Annotated in this window: 13 protein-coding genes; 4 read left to right on the forward strand and 9 right to left on the reverse strand. The window is 71.0% G+C overall.

Going from position 1 to position 17,396, the window contains the following annotated elements:
• Positions 1-182 precede the first annotated feature (182 nt).
• Positions 183-1,616, reverse strand: a complete 1,434-nt coding sequence (locus ACFXHE_RS40755) for an aldehyde dehydrogenase (protein ID WP_379390574.1) — start codon at positions 1,614-1,616, stop codon at positions 183-185.
• 240 nt (positions 1,617-1,856) lie between these two features.
• Here ACFXHE_RS40755 and ACFXHE_RS40760 point away from each other — a divergent pair, with 240 nt between their 5' ends.
• Together ACFXHE_RS40760 and ACFXHE_RS40765 are read left to right on the forward strand one after the other, a co-directional pair.
• Entirely contained in the window at positions 1,857-2,060 is a 204-nt protein-coding gene (locus tag ACFXHE_RS40760; RefSeq protein ID WP_379390576.1) for a hypothetical protein, read from the forward strand.
• A 203-nt stretch (positions 2,061-2,263) separates the two neighbouring features.
• Positions 2,264-2,566: a hypothetical protein gene (locus ACFXHE_RS40765; RefSeq protein WP_379390578.1), complete on the forward strand. Its 303-nt coding sequence runs from the start codon at positions 2,264-2,266 to the stop codon at positions 2,564-2,566.
• Here the strand turns inward: ACFXHE_RS40765 and ACFXHE_RS40770 are convergent.
• Entirely contained in the window at positions 2,528-3,355 is an 828-nt protein-coding gene (locus ACFXHE_RS40770) for a class I SAM-dependent methyltransferase (RefSeq protein ID WP_379390580.1), read from the reverse strand. The two genes, ACFXHE_RS40765 and ACFXHE_RS40770, sit on opposite strands and share 39 nt — an antisense overlap.
• A gap of 185 nt (positions 3,356-3,540) precedes the next feature.
• Between ACFXHE_RS40770 and ACFXHE_RS40775 the strand changes: the two genes are divergently transcribed.
• Positions 3,541-4,710: a glycosyltransferase family 4 protein gene (locus tag ACFXHE_RS40775; RefSeq protein WP_379390582.1), complete on the forward strand. Its 1,170-nt coding sequence runs from the start codon at positions 3,541-3,543 to the stop codon at positions 4,708-4,710.
• A gap of 88 nt (positions 4,711-4,798) precedes the next feature.
• On the opposite strand, the gene ACFXHE_RS40780 is transcribed toward ACFXHE_RS40775, so the two are convergent.
• From ACFXHE_RS40780 to ACFXHE_RS40790, 3 genes are all read right to left on the reverse strand, one after another.
• Positions 4,799-6,838, reverse strand: a complete 2,040-nt coding sequence (locus tag ACFXHE_RS40780) for a hypothetical protein (RefSeq protein ID WP_379390584.1) — start codon at positions 6,836-6,838, stop codon at positions 4,799-4,801.
• A gap of 9 nt (positions 6,839-6,847) precedes the next feature.
• Positions 6,848-8,224: a polysaccharide biosynthesis protein gene (locus tag ACFXHE_RS40785; RefSeq protein ID WP_379390586.1), complete on the reverse strand. Its 1,377-nt coding sequence runs from the start codon at positions 8,222-8,224 to the stop codon at positions 6,848-6,850.
• Between the two features lie 172 nt (positions 8,225-8,396).
• On the reverse strand, positions 8,397-9,536 hold the full coding sequence (locus ACFXHE_RS40790; RefSeq protein WP_379390588.1) for a DUF3068 domain-containing protein: 1,140 nt from the start codon (positions 9,534-9,536) through the stop codon (positions 8,397-8,399).
• A gap of 200 nt (positions 9,537-9,736) precedes the next feature.
• Here ACFXHE_RS40790 and ACFXHE_RS40795 point away from each other — a divergent pair, with 200 nt between their 5' ends.
• Positions 9,737-10,888 (forward strand): acyltransferase family protein, encoded by a 1,152-nt coding sequence (locus ACFXHE_RS40795; protein WP_379390590.1) that lies wholly within the window; start codon positions 9,737-9,739, stop codon positions 10,886-10,888.
• Between the two features lie 37 nt (positions 10,889-10,925).
• On the opposite strand, the gene ACFXHE_RS40800 is transcribed toward ACFXHE_RS40795, so the two are convergent.
• The 4 genes from ACFXHE_RS40800 to ACFXHE_RS40815 all read right to left on the reverse strand — a co-directional run bounded on the left by ACFXHE_RS40800 (position 10,926) and on the right by ACFXHE_RS40815 (position 17,344).
• Positions 10,926-15,149, reverse strand: coding sequence for an alpha-(1->3)-arabinofuranosyltransferase (locus ACFXHE_RS40800; protein WP_379390591.1), 4,224 nt, complete (start codon positions 15,147-15,149; stop codon positions 10,926-10,928).
• 46 nt (positions 15,150-15,195) lie between these two features.
• Positions 15,196-15,366: a DUF2613 domain-containing protein gene (locus tag ACFXHE_RS40805; protein WP_354841234.1), complete on the reverse strand. Its 171-nt coding sequence runs from the start codon at positions 15,364-15,366 to the stop codon at positions 15,196-15,198.
• A 228-nt stretch (positions 15,367-15,594) separates the two neighbouring features.
• Positions 15,595-16,686, reverse strand: a complete 1,092-nt coding sequence (locus ACFXHE_RS40810) for an isochorismate synthase MenF (protein WP_379390593.1) — start codon at positions 16,684-16,686, stop codon at positions 15,595-15,597.
• 169 nt (positions 16,687-16,855) lie between these two features.
• Entirely contained in the window at positions 16,856-17,344 is a 489-nt protein-coding gene (locus ACFXHE_RS40815; protein WP_379390595.1) for a universal stress protein, read from the reverse strand.
• Positions 17,345-17,396: the final 52 nt, after the last annotated feature.

Consider the following 17,396-nt stretch of genomic DNA (forward strand, 5'->3'; position numbering starts at 1 on the left):
CCCAGGCGTTTCGGCGTGTTTTTGGGGGCCTAAACGAGGGTTTGCGCCTCCCGGCGGGGGGTGGGGGGCACCCCCCCACGACCCCTGAAGGGATTCAGGCGCTGCCGCCGCATCCCTGATAACGAGAAACGGCTCGCCCGCACTCACAGTGCGGGCGAGCCGTTTTCGTCTCTGCGGGTGGGTCAGGAGCCCATGGGCATCAGTAGCGACTTCTGCTCGCAGTAGGCGTCGAGGCCCTCGGGGCCGTTCTCGCGGCCGATGCCGGAGGTCTTGTAGCCGCCGAAGGGGGCGCAGGGGTCGAAGGCGTACCAGTTGATGGCGTAGGTGCCGGTGCGGACCTTGGCCGCGATGGCGGCGCCGTGTTCGATGTCGGTGGTCCAGACCGAGCCGGCGAGGCCGTAGTCGCTGTCGTTGGCGATGGCGACGGCCTCCTCCTCGGTGTCGTAGGGGAGGACCGAGAGGACCGGGCCGAAGATCTCCTCGCGGGCGATGGTCATGGCGTTGGTGACGTCGGCGAAGACGGTGGGGCGGACGTACCAGCCGGGGAGGTCGGCGGGGCGGTCGCCGCCCAGGATCAGGCGCGCGCCCTCGTCCTGGCCCTTGGCGATGTAGCCCTCGACGCGCTCGCGCTGCTTCTCCGAGATGAGCGGGCCCAGTTGGGCATTGGGGTCGTCGGGCAGGCCGACCGGGAACAGGCCCACGGAAGCGGTGAGGGCGTCGAGGATTTCGTCGTAGCGGCCGCGCGGGGCGAGGATGCGGGTCTGGGCCACGCAGGCCTGACCGCTGTTCATCAGGCCCGCGAAGGCGAGCTTGGGCATGTCGGCAATGTCCATGTCGGGCAACAGGATCGCGGCGGACTTGCCGCCCAGTTCCAGCGAGCAACGCTTGAGCTGGCTGCCCGCGATGGCGGCGATCTTGCGGCCGACCGCGGTACTGCCGGTGAAGGTGACCTTGTCCACGCCCGGGTGGGAGACCAGGTATTCGGCGGCGTCGGCCTCGGCGGGCAGCACCGACAGCACGCCCTCGGGCAGCCCGGCCTCGGCGAAGATGTCGGCGAGCAGGTTGGCGGCCAGCGGGGTGAGCGGCGCGGGCTTGAGGACGACGCTGCAGCCGGCCAGCAGGGCGGGCGCGAGCTTGTTGACGGCCAGGAAGAGCGGGACATTCCAGGCGATCACGGCGGCGACCACGCCGACCGGTTCGCGGGAGACCCGGGTGGTGCCGAACAGGCCGGTGCGAGATTCGGTCCAGGGGAAGGACTTTCCGAGTCCGGCGTAGAAGTCGAGGGTGGCGCGGGCGGGGACGTAGTTGAGGGTGCTCGCGGCCAGGGCGGGCGCGCCCATCTCGGCGGAGAGGGCGGCGGTCAGGTCGCCGGCCTTCTGATCGAGCAGGGCGACGACGCGGGTCAGCAGGGCGGCGCGCTCCTCCGGCGGGGTGGCCGGCCAGGGTCCGCTGTCGAAGGCCCGGCGGGCCGCGGCGACCGCGGCGTCGACGTCGGCGCGGGTGACGACGGGCACGCTGCCGACGGTTTCCAGGGTTGCGGGCGAGACGACGGGCAGGGTGTCGGCGCCGGCCGGCGCGGTCCAGCGGCCACCGATGAACAGACTCTGGTACTCCATGAGAACACGTTACAGTTTTGCGCTCGGCGCTGTCCCCCGCATGTGGGGCAAATGTCCCGCTGACCGGGATCTTCTTTGAAATGGGACTCCTCGGTTTCTAAGTCGCCCGGTTACTGGCGCGGCGAAACCTGATTCGGATTCGGGGTTGCCCGGACGTGGCCTATGCTCGGCCCAGTACGCCTTTCTCCACCAATCCGGTCGGTTGCTATCTATTAGCTCTTCGAAAGGTAGATCCCCCGCATGTCCGATGTGCGCCTCGACGACTTCCTGCTCGGTGAGCTGTCCGATGTCGACTCACCGGGTGCCAGCACTCCCATGCAGCGGGCTGCGGGTCAGTTGCAGCGGGTGCTGCCGCCGGGGTGGCGCGTCGAGGTGGTGGAGGCGACCTATCCGACGGTCCGGAAGGGGCAACCCGTTCTGCGACTTCGGTTGCCCAAGGACTGATCCACTCTGGTTGTGCAGGGGTGCAAGCCATTCCGCATCCTTGTGGCAAACTGGTAGCAGTCCGCAATATCGAATTCCGACCTGTTGGTTCGCTTTTCACCGAACGCACTATTGCATTCGGAAGCCGCAGCGAGCATGCTTTATAGCTACCGTGGATAGCTCGCTCGATTCATGAACCGTTACCGCACAGGGGAGTCCGAGTCATGGCGGTGCAAGTGGTCGGCAGATCGCTGATGACCAGTGATCTCACGCCGCATCAGGCGAAAAGCGTCGGCGCAGGCGGTTGGGTGGTGTCCTTCCTGCCGGGCCGGACCCTGACCACCGAGCAAGCCGCCGCCGCATTACAGGCGGCCGAAGCGGTTGCCACCGTGAACGCCCTCGCCGGTCAGGTCGGCCTGACCGCCATGGAGACGGTCGGGTTGGCTACCCAGGAGTCACCGTGGGGCGAACCCGAACCCTGCACCGGCCTACGCCGGATCTGGCGGCGCGGATTCTCCATACGCTGACCGCGGCAGCTTGGTCGCCACCACCACCAGGTTGCTGACCAGCAGCTCCCTCAGTACCGGGACGTGCACCATCCACCAGGCCCAGCGCGGGTGATAGCGCGGGAACACCGCGAGAATCCCGATGTCGTCCGGAGTTTCGCGCGCCCACCGCACCCCCTCGGCCGCCCGCACCGCGAACAGCGACCGCCCGAAACGGTTCTTGGGCTCCCGCCCGTGCTTGCGCCGATACCGCCGCGCCGCGTACTCCCCGCCCAGGTAATGCCACGGCCCGGTCTCGTGGCCGCCGAACGGCCCGTGCCACACCGTGTACGAAAAGACCATGAGGCCACCGGGTTTGGTGACCCGCAGCATCTCCGCGGCCATCACCCACGGCTGCGGCACGTGCTCGGCCACATTCGAGGAGATGCAGACCTCCACCGCGTCATCGCGGAACGGCAGCGCCATCCCCGACCCGCGCACCGAGCCCGCGACCCGCAAACCGGCCGCGTGCATCTCCGACGGATCCGGCTCCACCGGCAGATAGCGGGCCCCCGCCCGGCCGAACTCTTCCGCGAAATAGCCCGGACCGCCGCCCACATCCAGCACGACCGTCCCGCGCAGCGACTTCCCGGTCAGATCCCGGTAGAAGTCCGACACCAGATCGGCGGTGTCGGCCGCCACCCCGCCGTAGAACACGGCCGGATCGGTCTGCTCGAACCGGAAACTGCTCAGCAGCCGTAGCGACCGGCGCAGCGTCGCCCGGCGGGCGAATCGCGGGCGGCGCGGTCTGGTCTGATCGGCTCGAAGCACGGCGGCAAGTTTCGCACAGCCGCGCACCGGCCCGGACACCCGCTCGCAACCTCGCACCCCGGCATCGATTCGCGGCACGCGCAGGTCGGATGACCACTGCTGGCCCGGAACGGGCGGGTGGGCTATATGGTGGAGCCCATTGTCTGCCTGTCCCCGACCGACCCTGACCCCCTGGAGATCCGCCCGTGCGTGAAGTGCTGCTGCTGTGCTGGCGCGACACCGGGCATCCACAGGGTGGCGGGAGTGAGCGGTATCTGGAGCAGGTCGGGGCACAGCTGGCCGCGCGCGGTGTCAAGGTCACGCTGCGGACCGCGGGCTATCCGGGTGCGGCGAGGCGGGAGTCGATCGACGGCATCGAGATCAGCCGGGGCGGTGGGCGGTTCACGGTGTATCCGCGGGCGCTGGCGGCCATCGCGCTGGGCCGGTTCGGGATCGGCCCGCTCAAGGGATTGCGGCCCGACGCGGTCATCGATACCCAGAACGGTATCCCCTTCTTCGCCCGGGCCGCGACGGCCGCGCCGACCGTGGTGCTCGTGCATCACGGTCACCGCGAGCAGTGGCCGGTGGCCGGGCGGCTGGTCGGGCGGATCGGCTGGTGGATCGAATCGCGGCTGTCGCCGCGTGTGCACCGCGGCAATCAGTACCTGACGGTTTCGCTGCCGTCGGCCGAGGAGCTGACCGCGCTCGGGGTGGCCGGGACGCGGATCGCGGTGGTGCGCAATGGCGCCGAACCGATTCCCGCGCAGGTGCCGCCCGGCGACGACGCCACCCGCACCGCGCACCCCAGCATCGTGGTGCTCTCGCGGCTGGTGCCGCACAAGCAGATCGAGGACGCCATGGCCGTGGTGGCCGGGCTGCGCGGGCGGATCCCGGGCCTGCACCTCGACGTGATCGGCGACGGCTGGTGGGCCCCCAATCTGCGCGCCCACGCGCACGAGCTCGGGATCGCCGACGCGGTCACCTTCCACGGCCACGTCGACGAGGACGAGAAGCACCGGCTGCTGGGCCGCGCCTGGGTGCATGTGCTGCCCTCGCGCAAGGAGGGCTGGGGGCTGGCGGTCATCGAGGCGGCCCAGCACGGGGTACCCACGGTGGGGTACCGCAGTTCGCGCGGGCTCACCGACTCCATTGTGGACGGCGTGACCGGGCTGCTGGTCGACGATCCGGCCCAGCTCGTCGAGGCCGTGGGCGAACTGCTCGGCGATCCGGAGTCCCGGATGGTGCTGGGGGAGAAGGCGCGGGCGCGGGCGCGGGAATTCTCCTGGGAGCAGACCGGAAACGGCGTCTACGAGGTGCTGTCCGCGGTGACGCGCGGCGAGCGGGTGAGCGGTTTGATCGCGCCCGCGCGAGTGTGATTCGCGGGCATCGCAATTCGGCAAAGCCGCGGCGCGTTTCTCCTACGGTTCATAGCATCGAGGCATGTGGATCATTCTCGTCATTGCGTTAGTCAGCATTGTCGTGATCGGGGTGGGATTCGCGCTCGGCTTCCCCCGGGACTGACCGCCGCGTGGCGGAATGGATTGCGGCGGTGAGGAATCCGCTGGCCAGCAGCGCGGCCCACAGCAGATGCGCGGCGCCCGACAGGCGGCGGTTCGCGGCCGAGGCGTCGTGGGCGGCGATATCGCCGGGTACCCGGTACAGCTGCACATCCCGGTCGGCGTAGACCGGATTCAACTGCGCCAGTGTGGTTTTCGATTCACCCATCGGTCCGGGCGTACCGCCCTCGACCAGCACCCAGCCGACCCCCAGCTCGGCCAGCCGGTTCGCCGATCCGCCCTGCAACAACAGGTTCTCCACCTTCCGGGCCCGCTCGCCCTCGCCGGACACCACGCCGCCGCGCACGGGAAGTTCACCGGTTTGCAGCACATCTCGCTTCAGCATGCGCGGAGCCGGATCCAGGACCGGCGCACTGCCCGAATACCGGAACTTCCGGAACATCCCGCCCGGCAGCACCGCGACATCACCCGGCGCGTCGACCGCGTCGGCCACCCGCTGCCATCCGGCCGGATAATGCACCGGCCGCAGCGCGCCCCCGACTCCCCACGCCAGATCCGGCAGCGTGAGGAACAGGATCGCGAGGAAAAGCACTGCGGCCCCGCCGGTTCGCGCCCGCGGCGACGCGACGCTCACACCGTCCACGGCCATGGTGGAAATCCAGCGCCCCACCACCCGGCAACCGGCGGCCGCGCACAGGGCATACGCAGGAACGGCCAGCGCCACGAATTTCTGGGTATCCCGCAGCAGCCCGGCCCCCGGCACCCTCGTCACCAGAAACTCACCCGCCGACAACCCCCACCCGGTCGCCCCCAGCGCGGGCAGGACGATCGCCGCCACCGCCAGCCAGACCATCCGCCGCCGCGCAACCCGTGCCTCGTCGTGCATCGGATCCCGGGAAGATTCACCATCTGGCATGCTGCCCGGTTCGGCCGTGTCGTCCGGCCGTCCGTCGGTGCGATCCGGGTCGTGGGCCGCTGTGCCCGAACGAGATTCGATGTCCGCATCTGGCACGTTGGCCGGTTCGGCCGTGTCGTCCGCCCGCACGTCGGTGCGATCCAGGTTGTGGGCCGCTGCGCCTGAACGAGATTCGGAGTCCGTGCCGGCGCCGAGGACCGCGCGTACGCCGGTTGCCACGAGAGCGAGCAGCAGCACGGTTGCGACCAGGGCGAAGAAGGTTGTGCGCGACCCGGGTACGGCGGTGCTGTTCCAGATGCCGCCCAGACCGGCGAGGCTGCCGAAGGTGCCGAGCCACGGTTCCGCGCGGGCTGCGAAGGCGGCGATGCCCGCCGGATCCGAGGGTTCCGCGCCCGCACCCGACAGTGCCGTCGCTGTCAGCCACGGGGCCGCCGACAGGATCCACAGTGCCGCCGTGACAGGCAGATTCCGCTTGCCGACCAGCAGTAGTGCCACCAGCCCCGCGAGCAGCGATCCGGTCGGCGTGAGCCCCGCCGCGGCGAGACACCCTGCCAGCCCGGCCCACGTACCGAGCCCGCGCGCCCGTCCGGCGGTTGCGGACCGCGCGCGCGAGCGAGTGGCGAGCAGCGCGATCCAGGGCAGCGCCGCATAGCCGGTGAGGAGGCTCCAATGGCCCTGTAGAAGGCGCTCGGCCACATAGGGGTTCCAGATGGCGACGGTCGCCGCCACCAGCTGTGGGCCCAGCGATACCCGGAGCAGGTCGCGGGCCAGACAGGCCGCACCCCAGCCGGCCAGCCACAGCGCGGTCAGCAGCATCGCTTTGACGAGGAGGCCGCCGTCCACCACCGTCGATCCGACGGCGAGCAGCGCGTCCTGCGGCACGGCGCGCGGCGCGGCATCGCCGAGCCCCAGCGCGGAATCGGTGAGATACGACCGCGGTGTACTGACCGCGTCCCGCAGCAGCAGGTATCCGGACCCGAGCAGTGGCCCCAGCACGATCAGCGCGAGCGCCAGGCTGTACCCAGCGGGTACCAACCTGACCCAACCCCGCTCCCGACCCCGCGAACTCACACCGGCACCCTACGTTCCGTTCGGCCCGAGTTCGGGGACCCGCGTTGGGTTCTCGGTCTCGTCGCGCGCGCCCCGCAGGGCCAGGCCGGTGATCACCAGCGTCGTGAGGGCAGCCGTCGCCGTGGCGATGATTATCAGCGACAGCACCGAGTGCGCGCAGGTCAGCATGACCGCGATCCCCACGCCGAGCCCGACCCAGGTGATAGCGGCCGGTGCCGTCCGGTCGGCGGCGATCGCCGACAGCAGGGCGGCCTGCAGGACCGCCAGCAGCGCGCCCTCGAGCGCGAACAGCCACAGCAGTCCCTCGATCGGTGCGTAATCGCGCCCCGCGAACAACGGGGCCAGGGGTGCGGCCACCGCCGCCCCGAGGACCGTGACGGCCCCGATCCCCACCAGCACCGCCAGCGCCGACCGCACGGCGCGCACGGAGTGCTGCGGCTGCGCCATCTTCGGATACAGCACCACGCCGACCGCCTGCGGCAGCCAGAACGCGATCTTCGCGGCAATGGCCCCCAGGGCGTAGCGCCCGGCGTCGTTCTCGTCCAGGATGATTCGCGACACCAGCAGATCCGCCGCCGACAAAGCGGTCAAGGCCGCTTGCACTTGCACGGCCCGGAACACCGCCGCCACGCCGAGCCCCAAGGCCGCCGTCCGGCGCGGTGCCGCGGATCCGGAGTCTGCTCCCGGGAGCGGGGCCACGGCCGGAACTTCCTCGGTGACAGCGGGACTCGACCAAGCCGGCGAGCCGGAGGTGTTGCCGTCGCTGTCGTTCGGCAGCATCGCGTCGGCCTCGCGGCCGTGGCCGGTCAGCGCGCGATCGGCGATCCGGCGGGCCGCGATCGCCGCCAGGGTGGCGCCGCCCGCGCCGGCCCACAGCGCGGGCGCCGAACCGAAACCGCAGGCCAGCACGGTCAGGGCGGGCGTCACCCGGACGATCGCCGCTCCGCCCAGTACGGTGGCCAGCTCCCGGAACCGGCTGCGTCCCTGCAGGATTCCCTGCTCGCCCGCGAGCAGCACCAAGGCCGGCGCGGAACACAGCGCACCCGCCGATGCCGCCACGCCGACCTTCAGCACCGCGCCGACCACCGGAACCAGCACCAGTGCCACCACCGCGACCAGGCCGGCGCAGCGCGCGGTCAACTCTCGCGCGGCGCGCACCGGTGTACCCCGCACCACCTCCCGCGCGACCACGTTCTGTAGTGCGAGCGCGGGCACCGCGCACAGCATCTGCACCGCCAGCAGGCTCGCGAACGAGCTGTATCCCGACACCCCCAGCCATCGGCTGGCGAGCAGCTGCAGCAGGTATCCCGCCACATTCGCGGTCATCGCCCCCGTCGTCACCAAGGTCAGGTCCTTGACCACGGGCAGACGACGTACAACGGGCACGCCCGCAATGCTCCCATCCGTCTCGACCACCCCGGCCGCGCACCCCTGCGCCTCGCTCCCGCCCCATTGCCGCCGGCACCGACGAGCCGCGGGACGCTCAGCAGCGCATCCGGCGGAAATGGAAGCGGCCCAGCACCTTCGCAGGTGCTGGGCCGCGGTGAACCGGGAGCCGCTAGGGCTTCTTGTTCATGTCGATCTGCTGGGTCGGGGCGTCGAAGTTGCCGGGACCGCCGGACGGGGCCGGGGCGACGCGGCGGACCGGGGTGCGCCCGTTGCCGCCGTTCTTGCCGAGGAAGCCGAGCAGCAGGCCGACGATCAGGAACACCAGGGCGAGGACGCCGAGGATGATCGGCAGGATGCGGCCGTACAGCGACAGCTTGTCGATGTTGTCCTTGGCCACCGAGATCTGCGACTCGATGGTGTTCTCGTCGAACACCAGGGTCGACTTCAGGGCGGTCACCTCGGGCTTGTCACCGCTGCGGGCGTAGAACAGGTGGATCTGCTCCTGGCCCTTGATGACGGTGCCGGTCCGCGGCTCGACCCACAGGTCGCGGGTGTTGGTGTAGAAGCGCGCCATGGTGACGTCGCCGTCGCCCTCCACGCCCCACTTCTCGGCGGGCAGGGTCAGCTTGTTGGTCGGCGAGTTGGCGACGGTGGAGAGATCGGTGACCGGCACGGCCATCTGGAAGTGGTAGACCTTCAGATTGTTGATCTCGGTCTCTTCGACATAGTTGATGTCGTAGGTCTTGCGCACGTTCAGATCGAAGTACGGGTAGGTCTTCTTGTCCGTGCCGATCGGGAAGCGGTACTGGAGGCCGGTGTGCTGCACCGGGTCCATCACGCTCTCGCCCTTCTTGTCGACCGTCACGCCGATCGCACCGTTGGGGCCGCCGTCCACCGACTCCACCGGCTGACCGGTCTTGCGGTCCACGGTGACGCGGTCGATGGTCGCGGTCAGCAGGCCGGTGTCGCCCTGCTTGTCGGTGCGGCGCAGGGTCTGACCGGCCTGAATGGTCATTTCCGAAGCGTCCGACGGGTCTTCGACGGTGAGGAAACGCTGCGAGACGAGCGGGACGTTCTGGTCCACCTTCGCCGAGCCCGTTCCCGAGGTCAGCGACTTGGAGTCCAGCACCTCACTGGGAGCGCCGTTCTGCGGATTGGTCGCGACGGTCGTGATCTCCAGGTCCAGCGGGGTCTTCGCCAGCCGACTGACCGTATAGGTGGGGACCATGATCGCGGCGACGAGCAGCATCGCACCGAGCCCCACGAGTACGCAGGCCACCGTCCTTCTGGTACCGGCACTGAGTGCCATGCAGGTTCTCCTCGTCGTCGAACACGTGTTTCCTCCAGTACTGCGGTCGCCGCGCAGCACTCGTGAGCCCAGACACTAACAGTCCGAGCGGTCCCAGAGTGCGGCCGAGGCAGGAAAACTCCCCGAAATAGCCGCCCGGTGAAGTCGTGCGGAGGCGGCCGGGCGCTCGGACGAACGGCGACAGGGCAGACTGGGGCGCGATGACGACCACCCTGAATCCCGAGACGAACCCGATCCCGGCCGAGCCGCCCGCGGCCCGTCTGGGTCGCTTCGTTCCGGCACTCGAGGGCATGCGCGCGCTGGCGGCGCTGGGGGTGGTGCTCACGCACGTGGCCTTCCAGACCGGCGCCACCGGGCAGCCGGTGCTGGGCCGGGTGTGGGAGCGATTCGACATGGCGGTCGCGGTGTTCTTCGCGCTGTCGGGATTCCTGCTGTGGCGCCCGCACGCCGCCGCGGCCCGGGGACAGGGCCGCGCGCCGAGCGCCGGACGGTATCTACTGCATCGCGCGGCCCGCATCCTGCCCGCCTACTGGGTGGTCGTGGGCGTGGTGCTGATCCTGCTGCCCAGCGCGGCGCACACCGCGGGGTTGCGGGTGTGGCTGTCGAATCTCGGTCTGCTGCAGGTGTTCGTGCCCTTCACCCTGACCGACGGTCTCACCCAGATGTGGAGCCTCTCGGTGGAAGTCGCCTTCTACCTTGTGCTTCCGCTGCTGACGTTCGGCCTCGTCTGGTTGCGCGGGCAACGGGCGCGGCTGCGGGTGCCGGTGGTGCTGGGGCTGGGATTGCTGTGCCTGGGCTGGAACTTCCTGCCGGTGCCCACGCCCGAGGGCATTCATGCCGACAACTGGCTGCCGGGCTATCTGCCGTGGTTCGCGGCGGGAATGCTGCTGGCCGAACTCGCCGACCTGCCCGCCCCGCGCTGGCGGCGGGTGGCCGGGAACCAGTGGCTGATGTGGCCGCTCGCGTTCGTGGCCATGCTGCTGGCGGCCACCGATCTGGCGGGTCCGGCGGGTCTCGTGCACGGGCAGCCGTGGCAGTACGTCATGAAGATGGCGCTCGGCGCGGTCATCGGGTTCGGCCTGCTGGCCCCGCTGGTGCTGCGGCCCGATCGGCGGCACCGAGTGCTGGAGGGCCGGGTCGCCGCGACGCTCGGACGCTGGTCGTACGGCATCTTCATCTGGCATCTGGCCGTGCTGTCGATCATCTTCCCGGTGTTCGGCATCGTGCCGTTCCGCGGGCATTTCGTGGCGGTCTACCTGCTGACCGTGGCCTTCACGCTGCCGTTGGCGGCCGCCAGCTACGCCCTCGTCGAGGAACCCGTCCGGCAGTGGACGCGCCGCCGCTTCGGTTGAGCGGCAGCACGATTCAGCGGCGCGACGGCACTCTGATTCAGCGGCGTGGCGGCAGCGCCGCGATCCCCACCGCGATCACCGCGACCAGCGCCGGGAACTGCACCCACAGCGAACCGCCCGCATAGCCCTCCAGCGAACGCCAGGGCCCGGTCGACAGCGCGGCCGCGGAGATGGCGGTACCGCCGGCCGCGATCGCCACCAGCGCCCGCGGCAGCACGTGCGGCCGGAGCCGGTCGGCCATCAGGCCGAACAGGGTGAGCACGAGGGCGACCGGTCCGGCGATGAGACCGGCCCCGGCGGCCAGTCCCAGCCCGGCGACGGTGCGACTGCGCCAGGTGCGCGGCGGCGGCCCATCGTCGCGGACGCGCGCACCCCGGAACGCCAGCACGATCAGCGGAATCAGCAACAGCAGGCCGCCGAAGATGGCCAGGCGGTACCAGCGATCGGTGGGGAATGCGACGGTGATCGGGCCCTTGGTTCCGGCCGGCACCAGCCACGCCTGCTGCCAGCCGTTGATCACCACGGGGTGCAGCGTCGCGCCGTCCGCGGACTTGGCCTGCCATCCGACATTCGTGCTCAGCGGCAGCACCAGCACCTGCGTGCCGGCACTGCCGTTCGGATCGGCCACCGGGGCGAGCGCCGGGGTGCGGTCCAGGCGCAGTTCGTCGACGGTGAACAGTTCGGTTGGCGCGACCGCGACATCCACACGGCCGGACGGGAAGTCGAATCCGCTGTCGCTCGTCACATCGTTGGCGCTGTTCGCGTCGGCCGCGCACACGGTGGCGGGCAGCGGTGCGCCGGAACGCAATTCGGCGGCGGTGCCGGTCACCGTGGTGTGCAGGGTGCGGCCCGCGGCGGCGATGGTGGGCCCGTGCGCGCAGTCGATGGTGAGGAGCCGGTCGGGATCGGCGGGGGCGGGGTAGTCGGGGCCCAGCACGTTCACCTCGGCCAGGCCGGGCGGCTGCTCCTGCGCGAAACCCAGTGCGGTGCGGTCGAGTACGCCGTCCCAGGTCTGGATGCTGACCTCGATGCGATCGGTGACGTAGGGGTGCAGGTCCACCCTGCTGGTCGCGCCGGAGTCCGGATTCACGGTGCGTACCTGCGGGCCGTCGCCGAGATTCACCGAGACGGAGGTGGGGTGCGCGGGCAGATCGCCGCGCGCCGGCGTCACCTCCAGGCCGGTCACCAGGGTCGGGGCCGGAAGTTCGATGGTGAGTGTGGGTTTGGGCCCCGCCGGATTGCGGACGGTGGTCTCGGGCGCGGTCCAGCTGGTGCGCGGGTCCCCGTCGGTGGCCGCGAGGGCGGAGCCGCGCGGGTCGCCGACATCGGCGCGACCGCGGGCGATGGGCCGGTCCTGATCGGTGAGCAGCGCCTCCAGCGCCGGACCGGGACGGGTGTGCACGATCAGGTCCGGGGACACGGTGACCGGCTGCGGCACCTGCAGGGTGCGTTCGAACAGGCCCGGCTCCTCGGCGGCCAGGGCCAGGCCCTTGCTGCACCGGACGCGGTCGGGGGAGTCGAAACAGGCGGTGCGGCCGGGGAATTCCTGTCCCAGGTCCCAGCCGCGCACCTGCGCGCCGGCGGGGGCGGGCGGCAGTACCGTGCGGTGCCGGATGTCCACGGTCACCGGGTTCTCGCGGTCGGCGTAGTCGTCCAGGCTCAGTTCGCTGATCCCGAATTGGCCGCCGGCGCTGCCGTCCTCGGTATGCACGGCGGTGATCTTGATCCAGTCGGTGCGGCCCGGCGGCAGCGAGATCGCCACCGGCGTACCGGGTTCGGTGATGCGGGCCGCCACCGTGCCCTTGGCGGTCTCCGCCTCCACCCACTTCACCGGGCTGCCGATGGCGGCCGCGCTGGTGGTCAGCCGCAGCACCGCGGAACTGATCGGCTTGTCCAGATCCAGCCGGAGCCATTGCCCGACAGCGTGTTCGGCGCCATTGCTGATCCACGCGGTGGCCGGATCGCCGTCCACCACGGCCGCGGTCGAGCTGCCGGGCGCGGCGCCGCCCAGCTGGGTGGCATCACCGGCGGAACTGGAGGCGGTGATGGTCGCGCCGGACCATTCGCCCGCCACCAGCTGGGCGCCGGGCACCGCATAGTCCGGCACCAGATTGTGGGTGCGGCGGGCGTCGCCCGGGGCCCGCAGTGCCGAGTCGTGGTTGTCGACGCGCCCGAAGTCCGTCTCCCGGTCCATCGGTGTGTCGGTGATGGTGACCCCGTCCACCGGCAGTCCGGCGGTGGCGGCGTCGGCGGCCAGCACGGTCGGCCCGGCGGGCGCCGCGGGATTACGGCGCAGCCGTTCCACCACCTCGGGACCGCCCTGGATCACCGGGACGCTGTCCAGCGGGACGGTGAACGCCCCCGGGAACGACGTCGGCGCGCCGGCGCCGCTGCGCACCTGGGCGGGGGTGCCGGGCACGGTCGACCCGACGCGATAGATCTCGATCGCCGGGTATTCCGGGCGCAGATCGCCGTCCGCGACCAGGCCCTCCACCCTGCCGGTCCCGATCGGATTCCCGAACTGGGCGACCTTCGTCAATCCGGGCGAGCCGTCGAGCGCGCGGTGGGCCAGCATCGGCCGGGTGGAGCGCGAGGTCTCCGGGTCGAGGTCGTTGCGCAGCACCAGGATTCCGATGCCCTGCCCGGCCAGCGTCGCCGCCAGCCCCGCCGACGGCCGTCCGTCGGCAATGAGCCGCTGCACCGAATCCATGGCGCGGATCGCGCCGGGCGGGTTGAGCGGCACCGAATCCCGCACCGCCCACGGGGTGCTCGCCAGCGCCTGCAGGGGCTCGTCGCGGGTCAGACCCCACACCTGGCTGCCGAACGGCGCGCCCGGCACCACCAGCGCCCGGGTGTCGGAGGCGTTGTGCGCCAGCCAATCCGCGGTCTGCTGCCAGTACGCCGGGACCCGGTCGTAGCTGCCGCGCGGGGCGAGCTTGCCGGTCCAGGCCAGCGAGGTCGACAGCGTCAGCGCCGTCAGGATGAGCGCGGCGACCGCCACCATGCGGTCGCGCTCGGGATGCGCGAAGGCCCTGCGCCACACCGGCATCGGTACCGATGCGGGCAGCGGCACCCGGCTCAGCAGATGGGCGAGTCCCAGCACCAGCGGCAGCCGGATGAGCGGTTCCAGCTTGTGCACATTGCGCAGCGGCGCGCCGCCGGAGTCCAGGAAGACGCGTACCTGTTCCGCGAACGGCCCGCCCAGCTCACCCGCGTAACCCGCGCAGATGCCGACCAGTCCGACGATCAGGATCAGGGCGAGCCGGCCGCGGTTCGGCATGGACCGCATGGCCAGACCGGCCATGCCCGCCGCGGCCAGCAGGCCGGTGGCCAGCACCGCCGCGGGCTGGGTCACCAGCACCGCGCCCGCGATGCGCTCCGGCGAGACGAACGGGGTCCAGCTGTCGGTGCCGCGCAGGACCTCGCCCAGCGAGGCCCACTGCGTCGTCACGCCGGAGGATTCGATGTAGTCCAGGAACGGCGGACTCACCTTGCCCAGCAACAGCAGTGGCACCACCCACCAGAAGGTGCCCAGCACCAGCAGCGGAATCCAGGCGCGGGTGAAGCGCCACCACACTCGATTCGGCCGGTAGGACAACCACCACAGCGCCGCGGGCAGGAACGCCGCGGCCGTGGCCACCGCGTTCACCGAACCCATCAGCGCGAGCGCGAGGGCGCTGCCCGCGGGAGTCGCCATGCCACGCCGCGCGGGGCGCTTCATCGCCACGCTCAGGGCGGCGGGAGCCAGCAGCACCCAGGGCGCGAGCATCATCGGCAGCGTCTCCGAGGAGATCGAGCCGAGTGTCGTGAGCACGCGCGGCGAGAACGCGAACGCGACCGCCGCGATCACCCGCGAGCCCCGGCTGCCGATGCCGAGGGTCTCGCAGAGCCGGATGATGCCCCAGAATCCCGCGAGCAGCAGCAGCGCCCACCAGATGCGCTGGGTCACCCAGCCGGGCAGGCCGAGCAGATGCCCGAGCGAGAAGAACGCGCCGTGCGGGAAGAAGTAGCCGTAGGCCTGGTTCTGCACCTGCCCCATCGGGGCCTGGCTGCTCCACAGATGGGAGGCGCGGGCGAGAAAGCCCAGCGGATTCTGCGCCAGATCGTATTTCGTATCGGCGACGGTCTGCCCGGGCACCTGCAGGAAGGTCAGCAGGAAGGCGGCGATGACACTGCCGAGCAGCCAGCGGCGGCCCAGCGGGGCCGTGCCGGCAGAGTCCTGAAGTGTCGTCGGAGACCGGTCCTCGCCCGGACCGGTCACATCGGACTGTGAGTCTTCGGGTTGGCCTGGTTCGGAGGTCGTCCGGTCAGCGTGAGCCGTACTCAACGTTGTTCAATAGCGACGAGCCCGCCTCGCCGCTGCGGTCGATCTCGGGCCGCTTGTCCTGCGAAGCCGCCATTGTGATGACCAGGACCGCCGCCAGCCCGACCAGGGCTCCGCCGACAGCACTCGCTGCACCAGGAACGGCAAACTTCATCGCGGTACTCCCAACATCGGACGCACGTAACGGGAGCCAACCTAGCAGGTTTCGGGCGCGCTCCCCCGCCACCCCGAGACTTTGGCGCGCGGCTGAGAGTCGTTGGCGATGGGCACGCGTGCCGCCGGTCGGGAGCCGAACCGATTTTGGACGTCCCCGGGGAGTTACCCGACCGTCGCGAAATCAGTTGTCGACCTGGCGTACGGATACATCGCTCGGTGCGTAGCGCTATTCGGGGATGGTGCAGTGCAGGCCGCCGAGGAAGGTACGGAGCTTGGCGGTCGTTTCGTGGAGTTCGGTGTGCGGGTCGGAGGCGGCCACGATGCCGCCGCCGCCGAAGGCGCGCAGGGAGCGGGCGTCGGCGGCGAGTTCCGCGCAGCGGATGGCGACGAACCAGTCGCCGTCGCCGGCCGCGTCGCACCAGCCGACCGCGCCGCCGTAGAAGCCGCGGTCGCCCTCGAGGTCGGCGATGGCGTCCAGGGCCAGGGCGGTCGGGGTGCCGCAGACCGCGGGGGTGGGGTGCAGCAGGACCGCGAGGTCCAGGGCGGTGGTGGCCGGATCGCGCAGCACGCCGCGAATGGGGGTGGCCAGGTGCCAGACCTCGGGAGTGGACAGCAGTTCGGGCCCGTCGGGGATGGTCAGCTCGGCGCAGACGGGTGTCAGCAGTTCGCGGATCCAGTCGATGACGAAGGCGTGCTCGTCGCGATTCTTGGTACTGGCCAGCAAATCCCGGGCTTGGGCCGCGTCCGCCTCCGGATCGGCGAGCCGGGGCAGGGTGCCGGCCAGTGGGTGCAGGGTGACCGCGCGGCCGTGCCGGGAGATCAGCACCTCGGGCGTCGCGCCCAGCAGCGTGTCGCCGGGGCGTCCCGCCGCCGACAGATCGACGGCGTAGACGGCGGCCCGCGGATGCCGGGTCACCAGGTGCGCGGCGATCACCTCGGGCTCCAGCGGGGCCTGTGCCTCGGCCAGCAGCGACCGGGCCGCCACCACCTTGCGCAGTGGCTGCTCCGGATCGCCCAGCTGCTCCACGAGTCTCGTGACGCGCGCGACATGCTCTGCGGCACTGGGCATTTCGGAGACGATCCGGACCTCGGGCAGGTCCGGCAGGGCGGCCGGGCGCCACGGTCCGGCGGTGTGCGCGGCCCGCTCGGGTGTCACCAGGGCGGCGGGACGGCGTGGATCGAACGGCAGCGCGCCCACGATCAGCTCGGCTGCCCCGGACCGCAGCGCCGCGCTCGCGGCGGCCGCCGAATCGAAGGCGGCGCGGGTGCCAGAGGTGCGTACGACACCGTCCGGCGTCGCGAGCAGAAATCCGTCCATGATGGTTCGACCATAGCCCCGGGGCCGGACGGCCCGGACCGGGGAGCGACGCATCTCTCACCGGGCCGGCGGGCAGGTACGGGTATTCCGGTGTGGCCCAGCATCTTTCCCGCAATGCCCCGCTGCGGACGGCGGCGCGTGGACCCCGGCCGTCCGGGGTTTCCCGGCGTCAGGCCTGCTTTTCGGCGGGTTCACGGCCCGGCGGCACCATGAGCACCGGGCGATGGCAGTGCTTGAGCACGGCGTCGGCGACGCTCGAATGCATGAGGGCACGGATGCCGGTGGCCCCGCGGGTGCCCGCCACGATGATGTCCACGTTCAGCTCGTCGGCGGTCTCGACGATGGCGTTCCAGATGGTGGTGGTGCACTCGGCGGTGCGCGCCTCGGCGTTCAGGCCCGCCAGCTTGGCCAGCCGCACGCCTTCGGCATTGATATTCCGGGCGTCCACCAGCGCGATGTCCTCTATTTCGTCATCGGTCATCCACTCCGGCTGCATCACCCCGGACAGTCCCGACAACCGCGCGGCCTGGCGCACCATCGGCTCCCACGCCGTCAGCACCACGGCTCTGTCGGCGGCCAGGAACCGTCCCGCGTATTCGACGGCCCGCCGGGCATTCTCGGAGCCGTCGTAGGCAATCAGCATCAAATCGCAGGGCATGACGAACCTCCTGGTAGGAACGCCTGGCTGTACCCCCGAGGCTACCCCGGAA

Source organism: Nocardia sp. NPDC059229 (assembly GCF_042754165.1).
Taxonomy (GTDB): domain Bacteria; phylum Actinomycetota; class Actinomycetes; order Mycobacteriales; family Mycobacteriaceae; genus Nocardia.